Here is a 23,129-nt window from a genome sequence, read left to right on the forward strand (position 1 = left end):
GCTCGGCGAGCAGGAAGGATCGGGAGTGTGGACGGTGCAGGCCGCCCGCAACGTACCCGGTTGACCGCAAGTACCAGCTGAGCGCCTGCCAGCCGATTCAGCCCGGAATGACCGGCTTGATCAATGTCGTCGTGATCGGCGCGAAGCCGCACGCACGATACAGCGCGCGGGCCGCCGTGTTGTGATTGAACACCGATAGCCCGATCTCGGTGATGCCGTAGCGGCGCGCCTCGGCGTCGAGCGCATCGAGCGTGCGTGTGGCCCAGCCCTGGCGACGCCGGGACGGGACGATGTCGAGGTCGTAGATGAACAGCGTGCGGTTCGGCCCTTCGGGCACGATCGCGTACCAGAGGTCGCCCACCGCGTCGCCGCTGGCGGTGTCGACGAGCACGACGAGGGTCTGGCCGGAGGTCCGCAAGCCATCCGGCAGCAGCGTGTCGAAACAGGCGCGCGCCCGACTGGTCGCGTCTTCGACAGCATTTTGTCCGGATGAGACGAGATCGCGCGCGTAGCCGTCAATGGCTCGCGTACGGTACGCGTGGAATTCTCTGGCCGTCATCGGCCGCATCTGCAGCATGGCCCGGTCACCGTGAACGGATTCGGACTTCCAGTGTAGCGGGACGGTCGCGCCGGCGCGCGATGCGGCGGCGGAAAGCGGGCAGGCAAGTGCGGCGGGGGCCGCGCTGGCCGCGAATCAGCGAATCAGCGAATCAGCGACGATACAGGACGATCGGCACGAGGTGCGCACGGCGCACGCGCTCGGCTTCGGCACGACGCGCAGCGTACGAGTATTCGGCGTCGAGCGGCAGGTGGGGCGACACGAAGAGGTCGTCGATCTTTTGCAGCAGGGCGAGGATGAAGCTCATGTGAGACTCCTGACAGACGTGGCTAGGGTTTTCCCTTAGATGGACGCTATTCTAAGGGTTTTCCCTGAACTCTGCCAGCGCACCGCATCCATTTGCCGCATGCGCGCGGCGCCTGATCGCCGACGCGGAACCGCGATCCTTGCTCCGTCGGGCTCCCAGGATAGGGTCGAAACGATTAGCGCGTGCGGTGCGCACGTTTCGCGACGGCCGCCTCGCGATTCGCGTTGCGCTGGAGCCGGTCGACTTGCGACAGAAGCGCCTCGTGATGCTCCTCGAGCGTCATCAGCGTTGCCTGCTGCGTCGACAGATCGGCCGCGAGGCGATCGATCCGCTGCTGCTTCGTGGCGACGTCCTGCTTCAGGTGCGCGATCTGCCGCGTCTGAAGCACCAGCGCAACGAGCCCGGCCAGCACGACGACGGCCAAGGCCAGCAGCAGGCGGTTGACGCGGCGCATCTCGCGATCGGCGGTGCGCGTCAAACCGTCGACGTCGGCCTGCAGCGCGGCGAGGCGGTCTGTCAGCGGGCGCAGGTGCGTATCCGGATCGAAGACCGGCGCGGCCGGTTGCGCGCGCTCCACCGACGGCTTCGTGACAAAGGACGCAGCGGAAGCCATCGGCTGGGTGGCAGGGGATACGGTGGTGTCGGGGTGCGGCGCGGCGTCCACGGCCTTCGCAATATTCGCCGTGTTCGCCGTGTTCGCCGTGTTCGCCGTGTTCGCCGGGTTCGCCGGGTTCGCCGGGTTCGCGGCGATTGCCGGCTTGGTCGGCTCCGCCGACGCCTGCGGCTCAACGATCGACACCGCGTCCGGTGCCGGGCTCGCCCCGACCGCCGCTCGCGCCGTGTCGACGCTCGTCACGACTGGCGCAGATCGCTCTGCTGTCGCGTCGCTTGCCCCGGCAGTCGCCCGACGTTTGCCGCCCGACGACGCACGACGCTCCTTCACGGCGTCGCCGGAAGATCGCCCTTCGCGGGATTTGACGGCGGCAGCAGCGGCGACAACAGCCTGCTCGACTTCACCGCCAGCTGCTTGCGCTTCGGCCACCTTCGGCGCCGTATCATCGGCCGCCTGCAGCCTGGTCGCCGCCATCGTGACGGCGTCGGCCGCGGGCACATCGGCGGATTTCGTTGCAATATCACCAGCCAGCGGAATATCGACCGCCTTCATCGCAACAGCCCCGGAGGCCGGCACGATGTCGGCATCTGCAACCTCCTCACCTTGCGGCACCGAAACGCCATGGGCCACCGTCGCGACTTCCGGCGTCACCGCGCCCTCTACCGCTTCCGCATGTGCCGCCGCGCCCGCCCCTTCCCGCGCACCGAACCCGTCCAGCGCCGGCTGCCGCCCGGAGGCCACATCGTCCGCGATATCGACCGCTGCATCGGCCTGCGCCCCCGCTTCGTCGCGAACCGCAACCGGCACGCGTTCGCCCGGCTCCAACACCGGATCGCCGAACAGGTCGAGCGTTCGCTCGTCCCGCGACGTGTCGGCGGCCGGCACACTGCCGGACCGCGCCGTCGCCCTCGCGGACGTACTCCCCGCGGCAGCAGCCGAGCGCTGGCGGGAACGGGCCGACGAACGATTGGAACGGGAACGGGAGCGAGGCGAGGAAACGGATTCGGTCATGGAAATCGGATAGCGGGGCCCGCGAACACGGAACCGGATGTCGAACGGAATCGGTGGTCGGCCATTGTCGCATGCCCCGTTGCCGATTCAGCCTATTCGTCGCCCGACAGCCCGTTGCCCTCTTCAAAACGCGTCACGCCCTTCAGCGCGCGCAGCTTGTCGCAGATCGCCTGGTATTCGAGCGCCGACACCCGCGCGAGCGCGATGCGCACCTCGTCGTGCTCGCCCGTGTCGTCGGCACGCTGCACGATGAACTGCTTCACGCGCGCACTGTCCGGGCCGAGTGCCGCATGCAGCGAATCGAAGTTCAGCGTGCCGCTCACGACCGTCAGCGCGACCTGGCGGCGCTGCCGCACCGTGAAATAGCGCCGCTCCAGCGGCTTGATGCCGGCCAGGATGATCAGGATGATGATCGTCGCCGAAATCGACGCGACGTACAGCCCGCCGCCCACCGCAAGGCCGATCGCGGCGACCGACCACAGGCTCGCGGCAGTCGTCAGCCCGCGCACGATCTCGCCGCGCAGCAGGATCGAACCCGCGCCGAGGAAGCCGATGCCCGACACGACCTGCGCGGCGATCCGCGACGGATCGAGCATGATGTGGTCGCTGCTGCCGAGCACGTCGGCGAAACCGAACGCCGACACGATCATGATCAGCGTCGAACCGACACAGACGAGCATGTGCGTGCGCAGGCCGGCGGCCCACGACAGGCGCTCGCGCTCGAAGCCGATGACGCTGCCGAGCGCCGCCGCGAGAACGAGCCGCATCACGAGTTCCAGGTTGCTCAGCATGCGATTTATCTCCTTTTTTGGTGCCGGCCGCGCGGAATGTTTTATCCTTGGCCCCGGCCGCGCCGATCCTCCGGGCCGCGCCGACACGTTTCGAACCCAGCGCTCAACCCCGTCATGTCCGTTTCCGACTCCGCTTCCGCCCAGGCCGCCCAGCTGCGCCACCATTTCGCGCACGTCGTCTTGCCGATCTGGCGGGGTTCAGGGTTCGACCAGACATTGCAGCTGCCGTTCGAAGCCGTCGATCCGGCCACCCACGCGCCGCTGCCCGTGACCCGTTATCGCGCAATGGCGTGCGCACGGCAACTGTTCGTGTTCGCGCAGGCCGGCGACACCGCGCACGCAGCCACGCTGTTCGACGCGCTGGGCCGGCGCTTTCGCGACACACGCCACGGCGGCTGGATCTACAGCGTCGACGCGCAGGGCGCGCCGCTCGACACGACCAAGGATCTCTATACGCACGCATTCATCGTGTTCGCGTGTGCCGCCTGGTACGCGGCGTCGGGCGACGCCGCCGCGCGCACGACGGCCGAGGAGACCGCCGCGCTGATCCGCGACCGTTTCGCGCCGCATCCCGGCGACGCGCTGCTCGATGCGGCGCGCCACGCCGATTTCTCGTCATCCGGCAGCGGGGCGCTGCAGAATCCGCTGATGCACCTGACCGAAGCCTGGCTCGCGGCTGCCGATGCATTCGGCGACGCGGCGTTCGACGACGCGCTCGCGCACACCGCGCAGGCCGTCGAGCGCACGTTCGTCGACGCGGCGACCGGCTGCGTGGCCGAGCTGCCGCTCGGCGCGGCAGACAACCGTTTCGAGCCCGGTCATCAGTTCGAGTGGTTCTATCTGGTCGATGCGGCCGGCGCGCGGCTCGCGCAAACGGGGCTCCCCGCTGCGCTGTCGCGCGCGTTCGGCTTTGCGGAGCAATACGGTGTCGATCCGCAGACGGGCGGCGTCTGCGCGGCGCTCGATGCGCAAGGCGCGTGCGTCGACGGCACGCAGCGGATCTGGGCGCAGACGGAGTACCTGCGCGCGCTCGCGACGCACGGCGGCACGCCGGCCTCCGCGCCGCTCGCGCGGCAGATCGAACGCTTCGCCGCGCGCTTCCTGCATCCGCGCGGCTGGTTCGAGTGCAAGACGGCTGACGGGCAGGTGTCGCGCGCCGACATGCCGTCGACGACGCCCTACCACCTCGCGACCGCCTACGCGGCGCTGCCGGCCGGTTCGTAACCCGTCCCGGCGAACGACGGCGCCGCGCGTTCGTCGCGTGCGGCACGGCCGTCGCCCAGTTCGAATACCGACACGGCCTGCATCAGGTGCGCGGTCTGGTCGTTCAGCGACGCGGCCGCCGCCGCGACCTCCTCGACCAGTGCCGCGTTCTGCTGCGTGAGCTGATCCATCTGCGTGACGGCCTGGTTCACCTGCTCGATCCCGACGCTCTGCTCGACCGACGCCGAGGTGATCTCGGACATCGTCTGCACGACGCGCGTGATCGACGTCGACACCGTCCGCATCGCTTCGCCGGCGCGCTCGACGAGCTCCGCGCCGCCGTTGATCTGCGCGACCGAATCCTCGATCAGCGCCTTGATCTCCTTCGCCGATTGCGCGCTGCGCTGCGCGAGCGAGCGCACTTCGCCCGCGACGACCGCGAAGCCGCGGCCCTGTTCGCCGGCCCGCGCGGCCTCGACGGCCGCGTTCAGCGCCAGGATGTTGGTCTGGAACGCGATGCCGTCGATCACCGAGATGATCTCCGCGATCCGCCCCGAGCTCTGCGCGATGCCGCGCATCCGGTCGATCACGCTGTCGACCACGCCGCCGCCGTGGCTCGTCGCCTCGAGCGCCGCGTCGGCCAGCGCGCTCGCCGCACGTGCGCTGTCGGTGTTCTGACGGACGGTTGCCGTCAGCTCCTCCATGCTCGCGGCCGTTTCCTCGAGCGACGCGGCCTGGGTGCCGGTGCGCGCCGACAGGTCGGCGTTGCCGCCCGCGATCTCGCCCGCGCCGAGGTGGATCGCATCGGACGCCTGGCGCACCGTGCGCACGGTGCCCGCGATGCTCGTCTGCATCGTCGCGAGGCCGCGCAGCATCCGGTCGATCTCGAACACGCCGCCTGCCCGCACGACTTCATCGAGCCGGCCCTGCGCGATCCGCTCGAAATGGCGGCCGGCTTCTTCCAGCGGCGCGACGACCGCGCGCCGCGCGGCCGCGTAGATCGCCGCGCTCGCCACGAGCATCGCCACCAGCAGCACGATGCCGACCGACTTGAACCACAGCATGCCGCCGTCGATCGTATCGAGCGCCGAGCGGCTCGATGTGCCGCCGTAGTCGGTGAAGCGGCGCAGCTCGGCGATATAGGCGTCCTGGATGCCCTGCGTCGGCTGGTCGAGGAATGCCTGGATGTTGTCGGCGTCGAGGAACTGCACGAGTTCGCCCAGCGCGCCGCGCAGCGCGCGATAGCGCTCGGTGAGCGCCGCGACGCGCGCGCGGTTGGTCTCGTCGACCGGCTGCACGGCCGTCAGCGCGGCGAACGCCTTGTCGGCTTCCGCGAGCGACGCGCCGGCATGGCGGATGATGTCGTCCGGCTTCGGGCCGCCGCGCACCATCCGCGTGCCGGCGCGCGACAGGTTGATGCGCGCGTCGAGCAGTTGCTGGGTGGCCTGGCTCGCCGCGCCGACCTGCGTGATCGCGACGTTCGACAGGTCGTCGACGCCGCTGCGCGTCGACGTGAGCGCCCAGAAGCCGAGCGCCTCGATCGCGAACAGGAAAAGGCAGAACACGGTCAACACGCCGAGCAGACCCGACGCGAGCTTGATTTTTCCGAACATGGGGGAGATTCCTGGAAAGCGGACGATGAGGCAATGCCCCGGCATTAGCGGCATTTCTTCGTCGGACTTTAGGACCGGGAGACGGCAAAGTTCACGTTGCTCCTGCATTCCCGCGGAATCGCCGACAAACCGGGGGATCTTCGGTATTCGACGCAATAATCGCGTCGCATCGCGCCGGAATTTGCACGAAATGCGGACGAATTTCCTTGCTTATCCGCAGCCCCCTTCCTAGAGTTCAGCGCAAGCGGGCGCTCATTTCGAAGGAAGTTCGATGACCGACATCACGGATCACGCGCGCGGCGCATTGCGCGCGCAACCGTTCAGCATGCTGCTGGGCACGGAGCTGATGCATATCGGCGACAACGAAGTGTCGCTGTGCCTGCCCGTGCGCGAGGAACTGCGGCAGCAACACGGGTTCGTGCACGGCGGCGTCATCAGCTACCTGGCGGACAACGCGCTGACGTTCGCCGGCGCGCTCGTGCTGGGCCCGCGCGTGATTACGGCCGAATACAAGATCAACTATCTGCGGCCGGCCGTGAACGGCACGCTCGTCGCGCGCGCGAAGCTCGTGTACGCGGGCCGGCACCAGGCGACCTGTCAGTGTCACGTGTTCGTCATCGACGGCGATCACGAACGGCTCGTCGCGATCGCGCAAGGCACGATCAACCGCGTCGGCGACGGGAAGATGCCGGATGCGCCGGAAGAGACGGCCTGACGGGCGGCACCAGCCGGTTCGACGAGACAAGCCGCGAAACGCCGAAGCCACGGCGCGTGTCGCACGGCCTGGCCGAAGGAATGCGAGGATTTTCGAGCCGTTCGGCAAGTCTCGCCTCGAACCGATCGCGAACGGTGCGGTCGAGCTTCTTCCACGCCTTCAACGCGGGTTCGAGCAACGCGAACTCAAAGGTCAACCAGTTTGACCTTGACGACTTTCCCGTTGGCGCGCGAATCGACGAGCGCGTTGTCTTCGATATCCTCGAGACGTTCGACCATCGCCTCCCATGTCTTCGCCGGGATGCAGTAAAACGCCGGTTCGTTGTGGTTCAGGATCGCGATCCGGGAAGCCCTCGCCGCCGCCACGGTTCCCGTCGGGTTCCGCTTCAGCTCCGAAACGCTCGCCGTCACGCCGGCCAGAATGGTGTGGGGCATGTCCGCTCCTGATTCGATCGAGATTTCACCGTACCTTGTTCGGTACCAACTTTAGCTCTATCCAGAATGCCCTCACGATAACGCCGGGTTTGCTCCCTCACCGCGAGCTTCGACGCGCTACTCGGCCTCATCCCCCGCCAGCGGCAAAAACCGCGGCGCCACCCGCGCCCGCACGTTGCCGTTCTCGTCCGTTCGATAGATCCCGCGTGCGACGTTATGCGGATGCGCGACCGCATCCGCCACGCTCAGCAGCGGCGCGAAGCACACGTCGGTGCCTTCGAGCAGCGCGCGCCAGTACGCGGACGGCTGCTGCGCGAACACGTCGGCGAAACGCGCCTTCAGCGCGGGCCAGCGTGCGCGGTCGTACTGCGATGCCGGATCGACGTCGGTCAGCCCGAGCCGTTCGACCAGCAGCGCGTAGAACGGGGGCTCGAGCGCGCCGATCGTCACGCACTCGCCGTCCGCGCAGCGATACACGTCGTAGAACGGCGCATCGTGGAACAGGCTCGGCTGTGCGCCGTCGAGCTGCCCGTTCGCGCGCGCCCACAGCGCGAGCGAACCGAGCATCGACACGATGTCGACGATCGCGCCGTCGACCACCCGCCCCGGCCCGCCGCCGCGCACGTCGAACAGCGCGCAGACGATCCCGAACACGAGCCCGAGCGCGCCGCCCGCATCGCCGACGACGGTCGGCGGCAACCCCGGCCGGCCGTCGCGCGGCGCGGACAGCGACAGCAGCCCCGTCAGCGCGACGTAGTTCAGGTCGTGCCCGGCCGCGGCGGCAAGCGGGCCGTGCTGGCCCCAGCCGGTCATCCGGCCGTACACGAGCTTCGGATTGCGGCGCGCGCAATCTTCAGGCCCGAGGCCGAGCCGCTCCATCACGCCGGGCCGCAGGCCCTCGATCAGCGCATCGGCCCGCGCGATCAGGTCGAGCGCGGCCTCGCGGCCGGCCGGCGACTTCAGGTCGAGTTCGACGATCGTCTTGCCTTCGCGCAGCAGGTCGCCGTCGCGGGCCTTCAATGCGTCCGGCGCGCTCGTGCGGCCGGCCGGGCGCGCGATCAGCGTGATCCGCGCCCCCATCCCCGCGAGCATCCAGCCCGCGAGCGGGCCGGGGCCGAGACCTTCGAATTCGATGATGTGGATGCCGGAAAGCGGCGCGTTCAATGACATGACAGCCTCGCTGAAATGCAGTCGGGACAAGAGCGGCGAAACCGCCCGATTCTATGCGAATGCCTGCGTGCGCCGGCCTCGCCCGGCTAGCCGGCCGCCGCATCCGGACGCTGCGCGTCCAGCGCCTCGCGCATCGCCCGCACGATCGCGTCGCGACGCGCGTCGATCCGCTCGACGGGCCCGGCCACGCCCATGGCCAGCGGCAGGCCGTTCCAGCCGTCCGCGATCACCATCGAGATCATCGCGGCGCCCTGCGTGACCGTATGCGCCGAATAGGAATAACCGAGCCGGCGCGTCTGTTCGACCTTGTCGAGCACGACGTCCTCGTCGATCGTCCTGCCCGATTTCCCGATCCGGCGAATGCTGCGCGATACGAGCCGGCGGATCGTGCTGTCCGGCTGAAGGCTCAGCAGCGCCCAGCCGAGCCCCGACATGCAGATCTCGCGACGCGTGCCGATCGGCGCGTAGAACTGGATCGGAATCGTATGCGAGCCCTCGACCGCGTCGATGTACTGCACGTACAGGTCGCTCTGCACCGCGATCACGACCGCCTCGTGCGTGCGCAGCGCCAGCCGTTTCGCGACGGCATGCCAGTGCCGCCGGCTGCCGGCCGCCGAATCGACGAGCGCTTCGCCGAGGTTGACGAGCCGTGCGGTCGGCGCATACGCGTGGGTTGCGTCGTCGTACGAAAGATAGCCGAGCGCCTTCATGCTGGTCAGCAGCGCCGCCGCGCTCGACCCCGGATACCCGCAACGCGTGGCGATCTCGCGCACGCTCAGCGGCCGCTGCAATGCGCTGAAGAGTTCCAGCACCTCGAACACGCGCGCCGCGCTCTTGACCACGTTTCCGCTCATCCCGCCCTCTCCGCTGCAACCGGGACGGGCCTTCCACATATGTGGAACGGAATTTCCCGCCGCCAACCGTCGTGACGATACTAGGCTTCGGCCCGCGGCGTGAAGCCCCGCGGCACAGAACACACGGAGACATCATGGCAGCCTTTCTGATCCGTGAACGGCAGGGCCCGATCCTGACCGTCACGATGAACCGTCCCGAAACCCGCAATGCCATTTCGGACACCGATGCGATCGACGCACTGACCGAATGCTGCGACGACGCGAACCGCGACGAGTCGATCCGCGTGCTGGTCCTGACCGGCGCCGGCACGACGTTCTCGTCGGGCGGCAACGTGAAGGCGATGCGCGCATTCATGGAATCGGAGTCGCACGACCTTGCCGCGATCCGGTCCGGCTACCGCCGCGGCATTCAGCGCCTTGCACGGGCGTTCCAGCAACTCGAGGTGCCGGCCATCGCGGCGGTCAACGGCCCGGCGATCGGCGCCGGCACCGACCTCGCGTGCATGTGCGACATCCGCATCGCCGCCGACCGCGCGCGCTTCGCCGAGAGCTTCATCGCCCTCGGCCTCGTGCCGGGCGACGGCGGCGCGTGGTTCCTGCCGCAGATCGTCGGCGCCGCCGTCGCCGCGGAAATGTCGTTCACGGGCGATGCACTGGATGCGCAGGCCGCGCTGCGCTGCGGGCTCGTGTCGCGCGTCGTGCCCGACGGTGACCTCCTCGCGCACGCCCACGAACTGGCCGGCCGCATCGCCCGCCACTCGGGCACCGCGTTGCGCCTGACCAAGCGCCTGCTGCGCGAAAGCCGCCATGCAAGCCTCGACACGGTGCTCGACCTGTCGGCGTCGTATCAGGCGTTCGCGCACGCGACCCCGGAACATCGCGCGGCGGTCGACGCACTCTTCGCCGCACGCGGCTGAACCCCGACGCATCACGGCCGTGCAGCCGGCGCGTGCCGGTCTGCCGGCGCATCGCATCCCCATCGAAGGAGACATCGTCATGACCAGCAGTAACGAAGGCGCGCTCGCGGGCGTGCGTGTGGTGGACCTGAGCCGCGTCTATGCGGGGCCGTTCTGCGCGCAGACACTCGCCGACCACGGCGCGGACGTCATCAAGATCGAACCGCCGCAGGGCGACGAAACGCGCGACTGGGGCCCCGCGATGCCGAACGGCCTCTCCAGCTACTACTGGGGGCTCAACCGCAACAAGCTCAATCTCGCGCTCGACCTGTCGCATCCCGACGGACGCGACGTGCTGTTCCGCCTGCTCGAGAAAGCCGACGTGCTGGTCGACAACTTCAAGCAGGGCACGCTCGAACGCTGGGGCATCGGCTACGAAGACTGCCTGCGCGAGCGCTTTCCGCGCCTCGTCCACTGCTCGATCTCCGGATACGGCACCGACGGCCCGCTCGCGCGGTTTCCGGGCTACGACGCCGTCGCGCAGGGCCTCGCCGGCTTCATGTCGATCAACGGCGAGCCGGGCGGCATGCCGCTCAAGGTGCCGTTTCCGGTCGTCGACTTCGCGGCCGGCATGAGCGCCGTATCGAGCGTCCTGCTTGCGCTGGTCGAACGGACGCGCTCCGGCCTCGGCCAGCACGTCGACATCGACCTGTTCAGCACGGCGCTGTCGATGCTGCATCCGGTCAGCACGAGCTGGATGGCGACCGGCGAGGTTCCCGTCGCGACCGGCAACGTGTACGGCGCGATCGCGCCGTACGGCGTCTATCCGTGCAAGGACAAGCCGGTCGCGACCGGCGCCGGCAACAACCGCACGTTTGCGCGGCTCGTCGAAGCGCTCGGCGTGCCGGAGCTGGCGCGCGATCCACGCTTCGCGACCAACGCGCAGCGCGTCGCGCATCGCGATGCGCTCGACACGCTGCTCGGCCAGTTGACCGCCGAACTCCGCGCCGACGAGGTCGTCGAGCGGCTGATGCACGCGGGCGTCGCGACGGGGCCGGTGAACACCGTCGCCGACGCGTTCGGCCATCCGCAAACCGCTCGCAACGCGATGTTCGTCGACACCGACACGTACATCGGCGCAGGCATCCCCGCCAAGCTTTCCCGTACGCCCGGATCGATACGCCGGCCGCCGCAGCCGTTCGCCGCCGACACCGACGCCGTGCTCGACGCGTTCGGTATCGACGCGGCGCGCCGGGATGCGTTGCGGCAGGCGGGCGTGCTCCACGACACGCGCGCGAATGCTGCCGGGAGCGCGTCATGACCACGCCGGGCGCATTTTCCTCGCTGACGGGCGACGACGCCCCGTCGATCCTGCGCAACGACGACGACGGCATCGCGTGGCTGACGATCCATCGCCCGCACGTCGCCAACGCGCTGTCCGCCGACGCGATCCGGCTCCTGTGCGACGAACTGGTCACGCTCGACGACAACCCGGCGATCCGCGTCATCGTGATCCGCGGCGCGGGCGAGCGCGCATTCAGCGCGGGCGTCGATCTCGGCGATCCCGAGATTCGCGGGATGCGGCCGATGCGCGGGCTCGCCCGCAACGTGCACGAGCTGATCCTGGAACTGCGCAAGCCGACCATCGCGGCCATCAACGGCTTCGCCGTCGGCGGCGGCTTTGAAATCGCGCTCGCGTGCGACCTGCGGATCGCCGCCGATCACGCGACCTTCGCGCTGCCCGAGGCGCGCGTCGGGATGGGCGCGAACTTCGCGAGCGTGCTGCTGCCGCGCCTGCTGCCGCGCGCGATCGCGATGGAGCTGCTGTTCACGGGCCGCCGCCTCGACGCAGACGAGGCGCAGCGCGTCGGCTTGCTGAACCGCGTCGTCCCCGCCCCCGCGCTCGACGACACCGTGCGCGAACTGGCGCGGACGATCTCCGAAAACGCGCCGCTCACGATCCGCCGCATCAAGGAAACCGCGACACGCAGCCAGGGGCTGCCGGCGGCCGCCGCGCTGCGGCTGGACGTCGGCCCCGACGTCTACGCGAGCGAGGACCGGATCGAGGGCGCCCGCGCGTTTCTCGAGAAACGCAAGCCGGTATTCAAGGGGCGCTGAACCGACGCGGCACGGCGGCACCCCGCGCGCAACCGCTCCCAGAACGCGGGCGCGCCACAACAAGACATGGAACGGAGACACCTTCATGCAACGGAAAGCATTCCTGATCGGCGCGTGCGTGCTGAGCGCCACGTCGGCGCACGCATCGTCGGTCACGCTGTACGGGATCGTCGACAGCTACGTCGAATTCGACCGCGTCGGCAGCCTGTCGAGCCTGCGGCAAAGCGGCGGCGGATCGTCGACGAGCCGCATCGGACTGACGGGCGTCGAGGATCTCGGTGGCGGCACGTCGACGAAGTTCGTGCTGGAAAGCGGCTTCTCGCCGGCCGACGGATCGTTCCAGGGCGGCACGCTGTTCTACCGGCAGGCCTACGTGTCGCTGCAGAACACGCGCTACGGCGACCTTCGGCTCGGCCGCCAATACACGCCCGCGTTCTACGTCGTGTACGACGGCGATCCGTTCGGGCTCAACGAACGGCTGTCGCCGCTCGCGCTGCTCGCGACGTCGACGGACACGATCACGAGCAACACGACGCCGCCGATTCCACGCTTCAACCAGGCAGCGTCGTACCTGAGCCCCGACTGGAACGGCCTGCGCGTGATGGCCACGTACGGCTTTCCGACGCCCAACGCGCTGTCCACGCAGGCCGGGCGCAACTACGGCGCCGGGCTCCAGTACCGGATCGGCGGGCTCTATCTCGGCGCCGGCTTCCAGGGCGACACGTCGGCCGGCAACCTGGCGCCCGTCGTCTCGCCGTCGACGACGCGCCACTACGTGTTCGCGGCCAACTACGCATTCGCGCGCGTCAAGCTGTACGCCGCGTTCCTGTACGGCGTCGGCACGGCGGCGCACCTGCCGGCGTTCTCGACCGCGAGCGCCGGCGCGTCGATCAACGTCGGCGCGCTCGATCGCGTGCTCGTCTCGGTCGTGCGTCGCGACGTGAAAGGCTCGGCGAACGACGCGACCGCGCTCGGCGTCGGCTACGACCATCCGCTGTCGAAGCGCACGTCGCTCTACGCCCGCTATCTGTACGTGAAGAACGGCGGCGGCGCCCGCAACACGGTCGTCGTCGGCCTGCAGCCGCAACCGGGCGGCACCGGGCAGGTGTTCGCGCTCGGCATCGCCCACCGCTTCTGACGGAGTGTCCATGACCCCGACCCTTTCCACTCACGCGGCCGCCGCCGGCGATCACGCGACGCAGGCGCTCTACCGGCGGATCTCGCGCCGGCTGCTGCCGTTCCTGATCCTCTGCTACACGCTGTCGTTCATCGACCGGATCAACATCGGTTTCGCGCACGCGCAGATGGCCGGCGAACTGCACTTCTCCGACGCCGTCTACGGGCTCGGCGCGGGCATCTTCTTCATCGGCTACATGGCGTTCGAGATTCCGAGCAACGCGCTGCTGGCGCGGATCGGCGCACGCAAGACGATTGCCCGAATCATGGTGCTGTGGGGGCTCGGCTCGGCCGCGACGATGTTCGTCACGACGCCCGCGCAGTTCTACGCGTGCCGCTTCCTGCTCGGCGTGTTCGAGGCCGGCTTCTTCCCCGGCATCCTGTTCTATCTCGGCGCGTGGTATCCGCCGCGGCAGCGCGCGAAGGCGTTCGCGCTGTTCATGACCGCGCTGTACCTCGCCGGGCTGATCGCCGGCCCCGTGTCGGGCGCCATCCTCTCGTTCTTCGACGGCGCCGCCGGCCTGAGCGGCTGGCAGTGGCTGTTCCTCGTCGAAGGGCTGCCGAGCAGCGTGCTCGGCCTCGTCGCGCTGCGCTTTCTCGACGACCGGCCGGACGACGCGCGCTGGCTGTCGGACGCCGACAAGGCCGCGCTGCGCGCCGCGCACGCGCACGCCGAAGCCGCCACACCGGACGCGAACGCGGCACGGCCGCTGCTTGCGCACCGCGATTTCTGGCTGCTGTGCGCAGCCAATTTCGCGATCGCAGCCGCCGGCTACGCGCTCGTGTTCTGGATGCCCGTGATCCTGCATCGCGGCGGCCTGCATGGCGCGATGCGGATCGGGGTGCTGTCCGCGCTGCCCTACCTGTGCGGCATCGTCGGCATGCTCGCGATGGGCTGGCGCACCGAGCGGCGGCGCGAATGGCGCGGGCACGGCGCGGTCGCGATGCTCGCGTGCGCGGCCTCGCTCGCCGGGCTGGCGAGCACCGCCGGCACATCACACCTGATGATCGCGCTCTGCGTCGCGGTCGCCACGCACGCCGCGGCCCTGCCCGCGTTCTGGGTGCTGCCGGGGCTCGCGCTGCCGAAGCGCTCGATGGCGGTCGCGATCGCGGCGATCACGATGTCCGGCGCGATCGGCGGGTTCGCGAGCCCGTTCCTGATGGGCGTGCTCAACACGGCCACCGGGTCGATGCGCGGCGGCCTCTATTTCAACGCCGCGCTGCTCGCGGCCGGCGCCGTCGCCTTGCTCGGCACGCTGCGCACCCGCGCGGTGTCGCGCGCGAACGCCGGCTGACGGCATCGGCCTCCCTTTACTCACCCTCATCGACTCCCATGAATTTCGACCTTGAACTCGAACACCGGATGATCCGCGACCTCGTCGCACGTTTCGTGCAGGACGAGCTGATCCCGCTCGAAGCAGCGGTCATGGCTCGCGAGGCCGACGGCCAGCGCTTCGGGCTGCTCGACGAAGAACGCGCCCACCTCGACGAGCGTTCCCGGCAGCTCGGCCTGTGGGGCCTCGACGCGCCGCTCGACGCCGGCGGCTCGGACCTGCCGGCCGTCGCGATGGTCGGCGTCAACGAAGCGATCGGCACGACCGTGACGCCGTACATCCTGCCGCCCGATTCGCCGAACCTGCGGATGCTGTGCGACGTGGCCGACGACGCGCAGCGCGCGCGTTATCTCGAACCGTACGCCCGCGGCGTCACGCGTGCCGCGATGGCGATCTCCGAACCGGGCGCCGGCTCGGACCCGGGCGCGCTGTCGACGACGGCCGTGCGCGACGGTGACAACTGGGTGCTGAACGGACGGAAGATCTGGATCAGCCACGCGCCCGAAGCCGACTGGACGATCGTGATGGCGCTCACCGATCGAAGCAAGGGCAAGCGCGGCGGCATGTCGGCGTTCATCGTCGACCGCGACACGCCCGGCTTCATCATCGAACGGCGGATCCCGATGATCGGCGGGCTGTCGACCTACGAAATCGTGCTGGACGACTGCCGCGTTCCGGCCGCGCAACTGCTGGGCCAGGAAGGTGCCGGCTTCGCGCCGATGCAGGCACGGCTCGCGAACCGGCGGCTGGAGATGGCCGCATGGTGCATCGGCCGCGCCGAGCGCGCGGTCGCGATGCTGTGCGACCATGCGAAACAGCGCAAGACCTTCGGCGTGCCGCTCGCGGAGCGCCAGGCGGTCCAGTGGTGGGTCGCCGACGCGCTCACGCAGATCCACGCGTGCCGCCTCATGACCTACGAAGCGGCCGTGCGCGTGGATGCCGGGCAGGATGCACGCACGCAGATCTCGATGGTCAAGGTGTTCGCCACCGAAATGGCGTCGAGCGTCATCGATCATGCGATGCAGACGCTCGGCGCGATGGGCATGACGAAGGAAATGCCGTTGCAGCAGATGGCCAGCGAAGCGCGGCTGATGCGCATCTTCGAAGGCCCGACCGAGGTGCACCGCTGGGTCATCGCGCGCAGCGCGCTCTGACCGCGGTGCACCGCCCACCTTCACGATGGAGCCATGCGTTGGACACCCTGCATCTCGTCGACCCCGAAATCCGCCCGCTGCTCGAGACCTGGCCGACCGTCACGCTCGGCATCGACAACCTCGCGCAGTCGCGCGAACGCGTGCTGCCGCTGCCGCCGCCCGACCTGGCCGGCAGCACGCTCGAACACCGCACGGTGCCCGGCCCCGCCGGTGCGCCGGACGTCCCGGTCCTCGTCTACCTGCCCGACCATCACGTGCGGCCACTTCCGGCGATCGTTCACCTGCATGGCGGCGGCTTCGTGCGCGGCAAGGCGAAGGATCTCGAGGCGGTGCACCGGTCGCTCGTGACGCAGCTCGGCTGCGCGCTGATCTCGATCGACTACCGGCTCGCGCCGGAAACCGTGTTTCCCGGCGCGATCGAGGATTGCTACGCGGCGCTCGCGTGGGTCTTCCGCCATGCCGATACGCTCGGCATCGATGCGTCGCGGATCGGCGTGGCGGGCGAGAGCGCGGGCGGCGGACTCGCCGCGTCGCTGGCGCTGCTGGCCCGCGACCGCGGCGAATACCGGCTCGCGTTCCAGCATCTGATCTACCCGATGCTCGACGATCGCACCTGCACGCGCACGCCGCACCCGCATGCCGGCGAGTTCGTCTGGCACGCGGCCAACAACCGGTTCGGCTGGACCTCGCTGCTCGGTCACGCGCCGGGCATCGACGGCGTGTCGCCCTACGCGGCCGCCGCGCGCGCCACGCGGCTCGACGGCCTGCCGCCCGCGTTCCTGTCGGTCGGCTCGCTCGACCTGTTCCTCGACGAAAACCTCGACTATGCGCGGCGCCTGCTCCGCGCGGGCGTGCCGACCGAACTGCACGTGCTGCCCGGCGGCGTGCACGGTTTCGACATCGTGCCCGGCGCGCGCATCGCCGAAACGGCGCGCCGCCTGAGCCACGACGCGCTGCGCCGCTTCCTGCACGGCTGACGAAAACGACGCGGGCGGCCGAAGCCGCCCGCATCTGCGCCGATACCGCCGGCGACGATCAGAACGCGTCGCCCGGCACCCGCACCCAGCCTTCCATCAGCACGCGCGCACTGCGGCTCATGATCGCCTTGGTGACGGTCCACTCGCCGTTCTCCTGCTGCTGCGCTTCCGCGCCGACGCGCAGCGTGCCCGACGGATGCCCGAAGCGCACCGCGTTGCGTTCGCCGCCGCCCGCCGCCAGGTTGACGAGCGTGCCGGGGATCGCCGCGGCCGTGCCGATCGCGACCGCCGCCGTGCCCATCATCGCGTGGTGCAGCTTGCCCATCGACATCGCGCGCACCAGCAGATCGACGTCGCCCGCGTTCACGCGCTTGCCGCTCGACGCGACGTAATCGGCCGGCTTCGCGACGAACGCGATCTTCGGCGTATGCTGCCGCGTCGCGATTTCGTCGAGCGTGTCGATCAGGCCCATGCGCAGCGCGCCGTGCGCACGGATCGTCTCGAACTTCTCGAGCGCCTTCGCATCGCCGTTGATCGCGTCCTGCAGCTCGGTGCCCGTATAGCCGATCGCTTCCGCCTCGACGAAGATCGTCGGGATGCCCGCGTTGATCATCGTCGCCTTCAGCGTGCCGACGCCCGGCACCGCGAGATCGTCGACGAGATTGCCGGTCGGGAACATCGACCCGCCCGCGCCTTCCTCCTCGGCGGCCGGATCCATGAATTCGAGCTGCACTTCCGCGGCCGGGAACGTGACGCCGTCCAGCTCGAAGTCGCCCGTCTCCTGCACCGCGCCGTTCACGATCGGCACGTGCGCCACGATCGTCTTGCCGATGTTCGCCTGCCAGATCCGCACGGTCGCGATGCCGTCGCGCGGCACGCGCGACGGATCGACGAGCCCGCCGCCGATCGCGAACGGGCCGACGGCCGCCGACAGGTTGCCGCAGTTGCCGGTCCAGTCGACGAACGCCTTGTCGATCGCGACCTGCCCGAACAGGTAGTCGACGTCGTGGCCGGGCCGCGTGCTCTTCGACACGATCACCGTCTTGCTGGTGGACGACGTCGCGCCGCCCATCCCGTCGATCTGCTTGCCGTACGGATCGGGGCTGCCGATCACACGCAGCAGCAGCGCGTCGCGCGCGGCGCCCGGCGCCTGCGCGGCGTCCGGCAGGTCCTGCAGCCGGAAGAACACACCCTTGCTGGTGCCGCCGCGGATATAGGTCGCGGGAACCCTGATTTGAGGAATGTGAGCCATGTCCGTGTTCTCTCCGTAGGCCCGTCAGGCCGCCTGCGACGATTCGAGGAAGTCCTGCGCGAAGCGCTGCAGCACGCCGCCCGCCTCGTAGATCGACACTTCCTCCGCCGTATCGAGCCGGCACGTCATCGGCACCTCGACGCGCTCGCCGTTCTTGCGGTGAATCACGAGCGTCAGGTCGGCACGCGGCGTGCGCTCGCCGATCACGTCGAAGGTTTCGGTGCCGTCGATGCCGAGCGTCGTCCGGTTCGTGCCGGGCTTGAACTCGAGCGGCAGCACGCCCATCCCGATCAGGTTCGTGCGGTGGATCCGCTCGAAGCCTTCGGCGGCGATCGCCTCGACGCCCGCGAGCCGCACGCCCTTCGCGGCCCAGTCGCGCGACGAGCCCTGGCCGTAGTCGGCGCCGGCCACGACGATCAGCGGCTGCTTGCGATTCATGTACGTCTCGATCGCTTCCCACATCCGCATCACCTTGCCTTCCGGCTCGACGCGCGCGAGCGAGCCCTTCTTCACCGCGCCGTCGACCACCGCCATCTCGTTGATCAGCGTCGGGTTCGCGAAGGTCGCGCGCTGCGCGGTCAGGTGGTCTCCCCGGTGCGTCGCGTACGAGTTGAAGTCTTCTTCCGGCAGGCCCATCTTCGCGAGGTATTCGCCGGCCGCGCTGTCCAGCAGGATCGCGTTCGACGGCGACAGGTGGTCGGTCGTGATGTTGTCGCCGAGCACCGCGAGCGGGCGCATGCCCTGCAGCGTGCGTTCGCCGGCCAGCGCGCCTTCCCAGTACGGCGGACGGCGGATGTACGTGCTCTGCGGGCGCCAGTCGTACAGCGGCGCCGCGCGCTCGCCCGCATCGGCGCTGCGCGCGAACATCGGCTCGTAGACCTTGCGGAACTGCTCGGGCTTCACGCTCGACGCGACGATCGCATCGATCTCCTCGTCGGTCGGCCAGATGTCCTTCAGCGTGACGGGCTTGCCGTCCGGGTCGTGGCCGAGCGCGTCCTTCTCGATGTCGAAGCGGATCGTGCCAGCGATCGCATACGCGACGACGAGCGGCGGCGACGCGAGGAACGCCTGCTTCGCATACGGGTGGATGCGGCCGTCGAAGTTGCGGTTGCCGGACAGCACGGCCGTCGCGTACAGGTCGCGATCGACGATTTCCTGCTGGATCTTCGGGTCGAGCGCGCCCGACATCCCGTTGCAGGTCGTGCACGCGAACGCGACGATGCCGAAGCCGAGCTTCTCGAGTTCGGGCAGCAGGTTCGCTTCTTCCAGGTACAGCTCGACCGCCTTCGAGCCGGGCGCGAGCGAGCTCTTCACCCACGGCTTGCGCGTAAGGCCCTTCGCGTTCGCGTTGCGCGCGAGCAAGGCAGCCGCGATCACGTTGCGCGGGTTGCTGGTGTTCGTGCAGCTCGTGATCGCGGCGATGATCACCGCGCCGTCGGGCATCTCGCCCGCCTTCTCTTCCCACTGGCCGGCGATCCCGCGCGCGGCGAGGTCGGACGTCGGCAGCCGCTTGTGCGGGTTCGACGGGCCGGCCATGTTGCGCACCACACTCGACAGGTCGAACGTCAGCGTGCGCTCGTACTGCGCATCGTTCAGCGTATCGGCCCACAGGCCCGCCGCCTTCGCGTAGGTCTCGACGAGCTTCACCTGCTCGTCGCTGCGGCCGGTGAGGCGCAGGTAGTCGGTCGTCTGGCCGTCGATGAAGAACATCGCGGCCGTCGCGCCGTATTCGGGCGCCATGTTCGAGATCGTCGCGCGATCGCCGAGCGTGAGGCTCGCCGCGCCTTCGCCACGGAATTCCAGATACGCGCCGACCACCTTTTCCTTGCGCAGGAATTCGGTCAGCGCGAGCACGATGTCGGTCGCGGTGATGCCGGGCTGGCGCTTGCCGGTCAGCTCGACGCCGACGATGTCGGGCAGGCGCATCCACGACGCGCGACCCAGCATCACGTTCTCCGCTTCGAGACCGCCGACGCCGATCGCGATCACGCCGAGCGCGTCGACGTGCGGCGTGTGGCTGTCGGTGCCGACGCAGGTGTCCGGGTACGCAACGCCGTCCTGCGCCTGGATCACCGGCGACATCTTCTCGAGGTTGATCTGGTGCATGATGCCGTTGCCCGGCGGGATCACGTCGACGTTCTCGAACGCCTTCTTCGTCCACTCGATGAAGTGGAAGCGATCCTCGTTGCGGCGATCCTCGATCGCGCGGTTCTTCGCGAACGCGTCCGGATCGAAGCCGCCGCATTCGACGGCGAGCGAGTGGTCGACGATCAGTTGCACCGGCACGACCGGGTTCACCTTCGCCGGGTCGCCGCCGCCATCGGCGATCGCGTCGCGCAGGCCCGCGAGGTCGACGAGCGCCGTCTGCCCGAGGATGTCGTGGCACACGACCCGCGCCGGGAACCACGGGAAGTCGCGTTCGCGCTTGCGCTCGATGATCTGCTTCAGCGAATCGGCGAGGATCGCCGGATCGCAGCGGCGCACGAGGTTTTCGGCGAGCACGCGCGACGTGTACGGCAGCGTGTCGTAGGCGCCGGGCGCGATCGCGTCGACCGCGGCGCGCGCGTCGAAATAGTCCAGCGACGTGCCGGGCAGGGGTTTGCGGTTGGCGGTATTCATGATGTGGGGCGGAATTCGGGGTAAGACGTTCCGCGCGCGCCGGCGGCCCGCATCACGGGCGCCGGCGCGCGCGGCGGGCGTTTCAGCGCTTCTCGATCGGCACGAACTGCAGGTCTTCCGGACCGGTGTAGTTCGCGCTCGGGCGGATGATCTTGTTGTCGATGCGCTGCTCGATGATGTGCGCGCTCCAGCCCGACGTGCGCGAGATCACGAACAGCGGCGTGAACATCGCGGTCGGCACGCCCATCATGTGATACGACACCGCGCTGAACCAGTCGAGGTTCGGGAACATCTTCTTCGCTTCCCACATCACCGATTCGAGGCGCTCGGCGATGTTGTACAGCTTCAGGTCGCCCGCTTCCTTCGACAGCTTGTGCGCGACGCCCTTGATCACCTTGTTGCGCGGATCGGAGATCGTGTAGACCGGGTGGCCGAAGCCGATCACGACTTCCTTGTTCTCGACGCGGCGGCGGATGTCGGCTTCGGCGTCGTCCGGCGAGCTGTAGCGGCTCTGGATTTCATACGCGACTTCGTTCGCGCCGCCGTGCTTCGGCCCGCGCAGCGCGCCGATCGCGCCGGTGATCGCCGAGTAGATGTCCGAGCCCGTGCCCGCAATCACGCGGCCGGTGAACGTCGACGCGTTGAATTCGTGCTCCGCGTACAGGATCAGCGACGTGTGCATCGCCTCGACCCACGATTTCGACGGCGTCTTGCCGTGCAGCAGGTGCAGGAAGTGGCCGCCGATCGAGTCGTCGTCGGTTTCCGTCTCGATGCGCTTGCCGTTGTGCGAGAAGTGATACCAGTACAGCAGCATCGAACCGAGCGATGCCATCAGGCGGTCGGCGATGTCGCGCGCGCCCGGCAGGTTGTGGTCGTCCTTCTCCGGCAGCACGGTGCCGAGCACCGACACGCCCGTGCGCATCACGTCCATCGGGTGCGCGGACGCCGGGATCTGCTCGAGCGCGGCCTTCAGCGCGTTCGGCAGGCCGCGCAGCGCACGCAGCTTGGTCTTGTAAGCGGCCAGTTCGGTCAGGTTCGGCAGCGTGCCGTGAACGAGCAGGTGCGCGATTTCCTCGAATTCGCACGACTCGGCGACGTCGAGAATGTCGTAGCCGCGATAGTGCAGGTCGTTGCCGGTCTTGCCGACCGTGCACAGCGCCGTGTTGCCGGCCGTCACGCCCGACAGCGCCACCGACTTCTTCGGCTTGAATGCGCCTGCGGCGGCCGGTGCTGCTGCGTCTTTCGTCTCGCTCATCTTTCCGTTCTCCAATATGTATCGTGGGTGTCATGTCCGCCGGGCGCGGCACGGGTGCGCGCGGCCCGGTTTCATGCAAGGCGTGCCGGGAATCGTGCCCGGCGCGCGGGCCGCGTTACTTCTTGCCCTGCGCGAACAGCTCGTCGAGCTTGCGCTCGTATTCGTGATAGCCGAGGAAGTCGTACAGCTCGGCGCGCGTCTGCATCGTCGGCACGGCCGCCTTCTGCGTGCCGTCGCGGCGCAGCGTCTCGTAGAAGTTCAGCGCGGCCTTGTTCATCGCGCGATACGCGCCGCAGCAGTACAGCGCGATGTCGACGTTCGCCTCGCGCAGCTCGTCGAGCGTGAACAGCGGCGTCGAGCCGAACTCGGTCAGGTTCGCGAGGATCGGCACCTTCACGGCCGCCTTGAAGCGGCGGTAGTCGTCGAGCGTCTTCATCGCTTCCGGGAAGATCATGTCCGCGCCGGCCTCGACATAGGCCACCGCGCGCTCGATCGCCGAATCGATCCCTTCGGCGGCGGCGGCGTCGGTGCGCGCCATGATCACGAATTGATCGTCGGTGCGCGCGTCGACCGCGGCCTTGATGCGATCGACCATTTCGTCGGCCGGCACGACTTCCTTGCCCGGACGGTGGCCGCAGCGCTTCTGGCCGACCTGGTCTTCCAGGTGCACGGCCGCGACGCCGGCCTTGATGAACGAGCGCACCGTGCGCGCGATGTTGAACGCGCCGCCCCAGCCCGTATCGATGTCGACCAGCAGCGGCAGGTCGGTCGCGTTGGTGATCCGGTTCGCGTCGATCAGCACGTCTTCCATCGTGCTGATGCCGAGGTCGGGGATTCCGAGCGAGTTCGCGGCGACGCCGCCGCCCGACAGGTACACGGCCTTGAAGCCGACGGCCTGCGCCATCTTGGCCGCGTACGCGGTGATCGCGCCGACCACCTGCAGCGGCTGCTCGGCCGCGACTGCCGCGCGGAATTTCGCGCCGGCGCTCTGAAGATGCGTGTTGCTCATGAACGGCCTCCTGATGGAATGCCCGATAACAGCAAGGACCGGGCCAGCTCGCGGAATGTCGCTAACCCT

21 protein-coding genes are annotated in these 23,129 nt (G+C 69.1%); 9 read left to right on the top strand and 12 right to left on the bottom strand.

Annotated features, from left to right (window positions below; genetic code table 11):
• Positions 1–97 precede the first annotated feature (97 nt).
• From ABY44_RS00635 to ABY44_RS00650, 4 genes are all read right to left on the bottom strand, one after another.
• Positions 98–577, bottom strand: coding sequence for a GNAT family N-acetyltransferase (locus tag ABY44_RS00635; protein ID WP_060083820.1), 480 nt, complete (start codon positions 575–577; stop codon positions 98–100).
• A gap of 133 nt (positions 578–710) precedes the next feature.
• Positions 711–866, bottom strand: a complete 156-nt coding sequence (locus ABY44_RS00640) for a hypothetical protein (protein WP_006481665.1) — start codon at positions 864–866, stop codon at positions 711–713.
• Positions 867–1,041: 175 nt separating this feature from the next.
• Positions 1,042–2,490, bottom strand: coding sequence for a flagellar hook-length control protein FliK (locus ABY44_RS00645; protein WP_431640735.1), 1,449 nt, complete (start codon positions 2,488–2,490; stop codon positions 1,042–1,044).
• 92 nt (positions 2,491–2,582) lie between these two features.
• Entirely contained in the window at positions 2,583–3,281 is a 699-nt protein-coding gene (locus ABY44_RS00650; RefSeq protein ID WP_059693051.1) for an MgtC/SapB family protein, read from the bottom strand.
• Positions 3,282–3,395: 114 nt separating this feature from the next.
• On the opposite strand from ABY44_RS00650, the gene ABY44_RS00655 reads away from it, so the two are divergent.
• Positions 3,396–4,505, top strand: a complete 1,110-nt coding sequence (locus ABY44_RS00655; RefSeq protein WP_027790352.1) for an AGE family epimerase/isomerase — start codon at positions 3,396–3,398, stop codon at positions 4,503–4,505.
• On the opposite strand, the gene ABY44_RS00660 is transcribed toward ABY44_RS00655, so the two are convergent.
• Positions 4,478–6,097 (bottom strand): methyl-accepting chemotaxis protein, encoded by a 1,620-nt coding sequence (locus ABY44_RS00660; RefSeq protein ID WP_060174013.1) that lies wholly within the window; start codon positions 6,095–6,097, stop codon positions 4,478–4,480. The genes ABY44_RS00655 and ABY44_RS00660 overlap by 28 nt on opposite strands.
• Positions 6,098–6,368: 271 nt before the next feature.
• Here ABY44_RS00660 and ABY44_RS00665 point away from each other — a divergent pair, with 271 nt between their 5' ends.
• Entirely contained in the window at positions 6,369–6,812 is a 444-nt protein-coding gene (locus ABY44_RS00665; protein ID WP_011353771.1) for a PaaI family thioesterase, read from the top strand.
• 185 nt (positions 6,813–6,997) lie between these two features.
• Here the strand turns inward: ABY44_RS00665 and ABY44_RS00670 are convergent, their stop codons facing one another.
• The 3 genes from ABY44_RS00670 to ABY44_RS00680 form a co-directional block, all read right to left on the bottom strand.
• On the bottom strand, positions 6,998–7,246 hold the full coding sequence (locus tag ABY44_RS00670; RefSeq protein ID WP_060174014.1) for a type II toxin-antitoxin system Phd/YefM family antitoxin: 249 nt from the start codon (positions 7,244–7,246) through the stop codon (positions 6,998–7,000).
• Between the two features lie 117 nt (positions 7,247–7,363).
• The gene (locus tag ABY44_RS00675) at positions 7,364–8,416 is read right to left on the bottom strand and encodes a CaiB/BaiF CoA transferase family protein (protein ID WP_060174015.1); all 1,053 of its coding nucleotides are present in this window, start codon (positions 8,414–8,416) and stop codon (positions 7,364–7,366) included.
• An 86-nt stretch (positions 8,417–8,502) separates the two neighbouring features.
• Positions 8,503–9,270, bottom strand: coding sequence for an IclR family transcriptional regulator (locus ABY44_RS00680; protein WP_060174016.1), 768 nt, complete (start codon positions 9,268–9,270; stop codon positions 8,503–8,505).
• Between the two features lie 134 nt (positions 9,271–9,404).
• On the opposite strand from ABY44_RS00680, the gene ABY44_RS00685 reads away from it, so the two are divergent.
• The 7 genes from ABY44_RS00685 to ABY44_RS00715 all read left to right on the top strand — a co-directional run bounded on the left by ABY44_RS00685 (position 9,405) and on the right by ABY44_RS00715 (position 16,925).
• A complete protein-coding gene (locus tag ABY44_RS00685; RefSeq protein ID WP_060174017.1) occupies positions 9,405–10,187 on the top strand; it encodes a crotonase/enoyl-CoA hydratase family protein in 783 nt (260 codons plus the stop codon).
• A 79-nt stretch (positions 10,188–10,266) separates the two neighbouring features.
• Positions 10,267–11,487 carry a CaiB/BaiF CoA transferase family protein gene (locus ABY44_RS00690; protein WP_060174018.1) on the top strand — a complete coding sequence of 407 codons (1,221 nt, stop codon included), beginning with the start codon at positions 10,267–10,269 and terminating at the stop codon, positions 11,485–11,487.
• Positions 11,484–12,284: an enoyl-CoA hydratase/isomerase family protein gene (locus ABY44_RS00695; protein WP_081072784.1), complete on the top strand. Its 801-nt coding sequence runs from the start codon at positions 11,484–11,486 to the stop codon at positions 12,282–12,284. The genes ABY44_RS00690 and ABY44_RS00695 overlap by 4 nt, the downstream gene beginning before the upstream one ends.
• A gap of 85 nt (positions 12,285–12,369) precedes the next feature.
• Positions 12,370–13,422: a porin gene (locus ABY44_RS00700; RefSeq protein ID WP_060174019.1), complete on the top strand. Its 1,053-nt coding sequence runs from the start codon at positions 12,370–12,372 to the stop codon at positions 13,420–13,422.
• Positions 13,423–13,432: 10 nt separating this feature from the next.
• Positions 13,433–14,755, top strand: coding sequence for an MFS transporter (locus ABY44_RS00705; RefSeq protein WP_060174020.1), 1,323 nt, complete (start codon positions 13,433–13,435; stop codon positions 14,753–14,755).
• Positions 14,756–14,793: 38 nt separating this feature from the next.
• The gene (locus tag ABY44_RS00710; RefSeq protein WP_060174021.1) at positions 14,794–15,948 is read left to right on the top strand and encodes an acyl-CoA dehydrogenase family protein; all 1,155 of its coding nucleotides are present in this window, start codon (positions 14,794–14,796) and stop codon (positions 15,946–15,948) included.
• A gap of 38 nt (positions 15,949–15,986) precedes the next feature.
• Positions 15,987–16,925, top strand: a complete 939-nt coding sequence (locus tag ABY44_RS00715) for an alpha/beta hydrolase (protein ID WP_059693067.1) — start codon at positions 15,987–15,989, stop codon at positions 16,923–16,925.
• 58 nt (positions 16,926–16,983) lie between these two features.
• Here the strand turns inward: ABY44_RS00715 and prpF are convergent, their stop codons facing one another.
• The 4 genes from prpF to prpB all read right to left on the bottom strand — a co-directional run bounded on the left by prpF (position 16,984) and on the right by prpB (position 23,060).
• A complete protein-coding gene (gene prpF / locus ABY44_RS00720; protein WP_059693069.1) occupies positions 16,984–18,177 on the bottom strand; it encodes a 2-methylaconitate cis-trans isomerase PrpF in 1,194 nt (397 codons plus the stop codon).
• 24 nt (positions 18,178–18,201) lie between these two features.
• Positions 18,202–20,796: a Fe/S-dependent 2-methylisocitrate dehydratase AcnD gene (gene acnD, locus ABY44_RS00725; RefSeq protein WP_059693071.1), complete on the bottom strand. Its 2,595-nt coding sequence runs from the start codon at positions 20,794–20,796 to the stop codon at positions 18,202–18,204.
• Positions 20,797–20,878: 82 nt separating this feature from the next.
• The gene (prpC, locus tag ABY44_RS00730; protein ID WP_031400290.1) at positions 20,879–22,051 is read right to left on the bottom strand and encodes a bifunctional 2-methylcitrate synthase/citrate synthase; all 1,173 of its coding nucleotides are present in this window, start codon (positions 22,049–22,051) and stop codon (positions 20,879–20,881) included.
• A gap of 115 nt (positions 22,052–22,166) precedes the next feature.
• On the bottom strand, positions 22,167–23,060 hold the full coding sequence (prpB, locus tag ABY44_RS00735) for a methylisocitrate lyase (RefSeq protein WP_027790337.1): 894 nt from the start codon (positions 23,058–23,060) through the stop codon (positions 22,167–22,169).
• Positions 23,061–23,129 lie beyond the last annotated feature (69 nt).

It is taken from the genome of Burkholderia sp. ZZQ-2, assembly GCF_050768715.1.
Classification (GTDB): Bacteria; Pseudomonadota; Gammaproteobacteria; order Burkholderiales; family Burkholderiaceae; genus Burkholderia; species Burkholderia cepacia.

What these genes read in the sequence shown, in the direction of transcription:
- prpF (WP_059693069.1), bottom strand. Translation starts at nt 18,177, where the DNA reads ATGGCTCACATTCCTCAAATCAGGGTTCCCGCGACCTATATCCGCGGC.
- acnD (WP_059693071.1), bottom strand. Translation starts at nt 20,796, where the DNA reads ATGAATACCGCCAACCGCAAACCCCTGCCCGGCACGTCGCTGGACTAT.
- ABY44_RS00670 (WP_060174014.1), bottom strand. Translation starts at nt 7,246, where the DNA reads ATGCCCCACACCATTCTGGCCGGCGTGACGGCGAGCGTTTCGGAGCTG.
- ABY44_RS00690 (WP_060174018.1), top strand. Translation starts at nt 10,267, where the DNA reads ATGACCAGCAGTAACGAAGGCGCGCTCGCGGGCGTGCGTGTGGTGGAC.
- ABY44_RS00635 (WP_060083820.1), bottom strand. Translation starts at nt 577, where the DNA reads ATGCTGCAGATGCGGCCGATGACGGCCAGAGAATTCCACGCGTACCGT.
- prpC (WP_031400290.1), bottom strand. Translation starts at nt 22,051, where the DNA reads ATGAGCGAGACGAAAGACGCAGCAGCACCGGCCGCCGCAGGCGCATTC.
- ABY44_RS00680 (WP_060174016.1), bottom strand. Translation starts at nt 9,270, where the DNA reads ATGAGCGGAAACGTGGTCAAGAGCGCGGCGCGCGTGTTCGAGGTGCTG.
- ABY44_RS00640 (WP_006481665.1), bottom strand. Translation starts at nt 866, where the DNA reads ATGAGCTTCATCCTCGCCCTGCTGCAAAAGATCGACGACCTCTTCGTG.
- ABY44_RS00655 (WP_027790352.1), top strand. Translation starts at nt 3,396, where the DNA reads ATGTCCGTTTCCGACTCCGCTTCCGCCCAGGCCGCCCAGCTGCGCCAC.
- ABY44_RS00705 (WP_060174020.1), top strand. Translation starts at nt 13,433, where the DNA reads ATGACCCCGACCCTTTCCACTCACGCGGCCGCCGCCGGCGATCACGCG.
- ABY44_RS00650 (WP_059693051.1), bottom strand. Translation starts at nt 3,281, where the DNA reads ATGCTGAGCAACCTGGAACTCGTGATGCGGCTCGTTCTCGCGGCGGCG.
- prpB (WP_027790337.1), bottom strand. Translation starts at nt 23,060, where the DNA reads ATGAGCAACACGCATCTTCAGAGCGCCGGCGCGAAATTCCGCGCGGCA.
- ABY44_RS00665 (WP_011353771.1), top strand. Translation starts at nt 6,369, where the DNA reads ATGACCGACATCACGGATCACGCGCGCGGCGCATTGCGCGCGCAACCG.
- ABY44_RS00645 (WP_431640735.1), bottom strand. Translation starts at nt 2,490, where the DNA reads ATGACCGAATCCGTTTCCTCGCCTCGCTCCCGTTCCCGTTCCAATCGT.
- ABY44_RS00660 (WP_060174013.1), bottom strand. Translation starts at nt 6,097, where the DNA reads ATGTTCGGAAAAATCAAGCTCGCGTCGGGTCTGCTCGGCGTGTTGACC.
- ABY44_RS00675 (WP_060174015.1), bottom strand. Translation starts at nt 8,416, where the DNA reads ATGTCATTGAACGCGCCGCTTTCCGGCATCCACATCATCGAATTCGAA.
- ABY44_RS00710 (WP_060174021.1), top strand. Translation starts at nt 14,794, where the DNA reads ATGAATTTCGACCTTGAACTCGAACACCGGATGATCCGCGACCTCGTC.
- ABY44_RS00685 (WP_060174017.1), top strand. Translation starts at nt 9,405, where the DNA reads ATGGCAGCCTTTCTGATCCGTGAACGGCAGGGCCCGATCCTGACCGTC.
- ABY44_RS00700 (WP_060174019.1), top strand. Translation starts at nt 12,370, where the DNA reads ATGCAACGGAAAGCATTCCTGATCGGCGCGTGCGTGCTGAGCGCCACG.
- ABY44_RS00695 (WP_081072784.1), top strand. Translation starts at nt 11,484, where the DNA reads ATGACCACGCCGGGCGCATTTTCCTCGCTGACGGGCGACGACGCCCCG.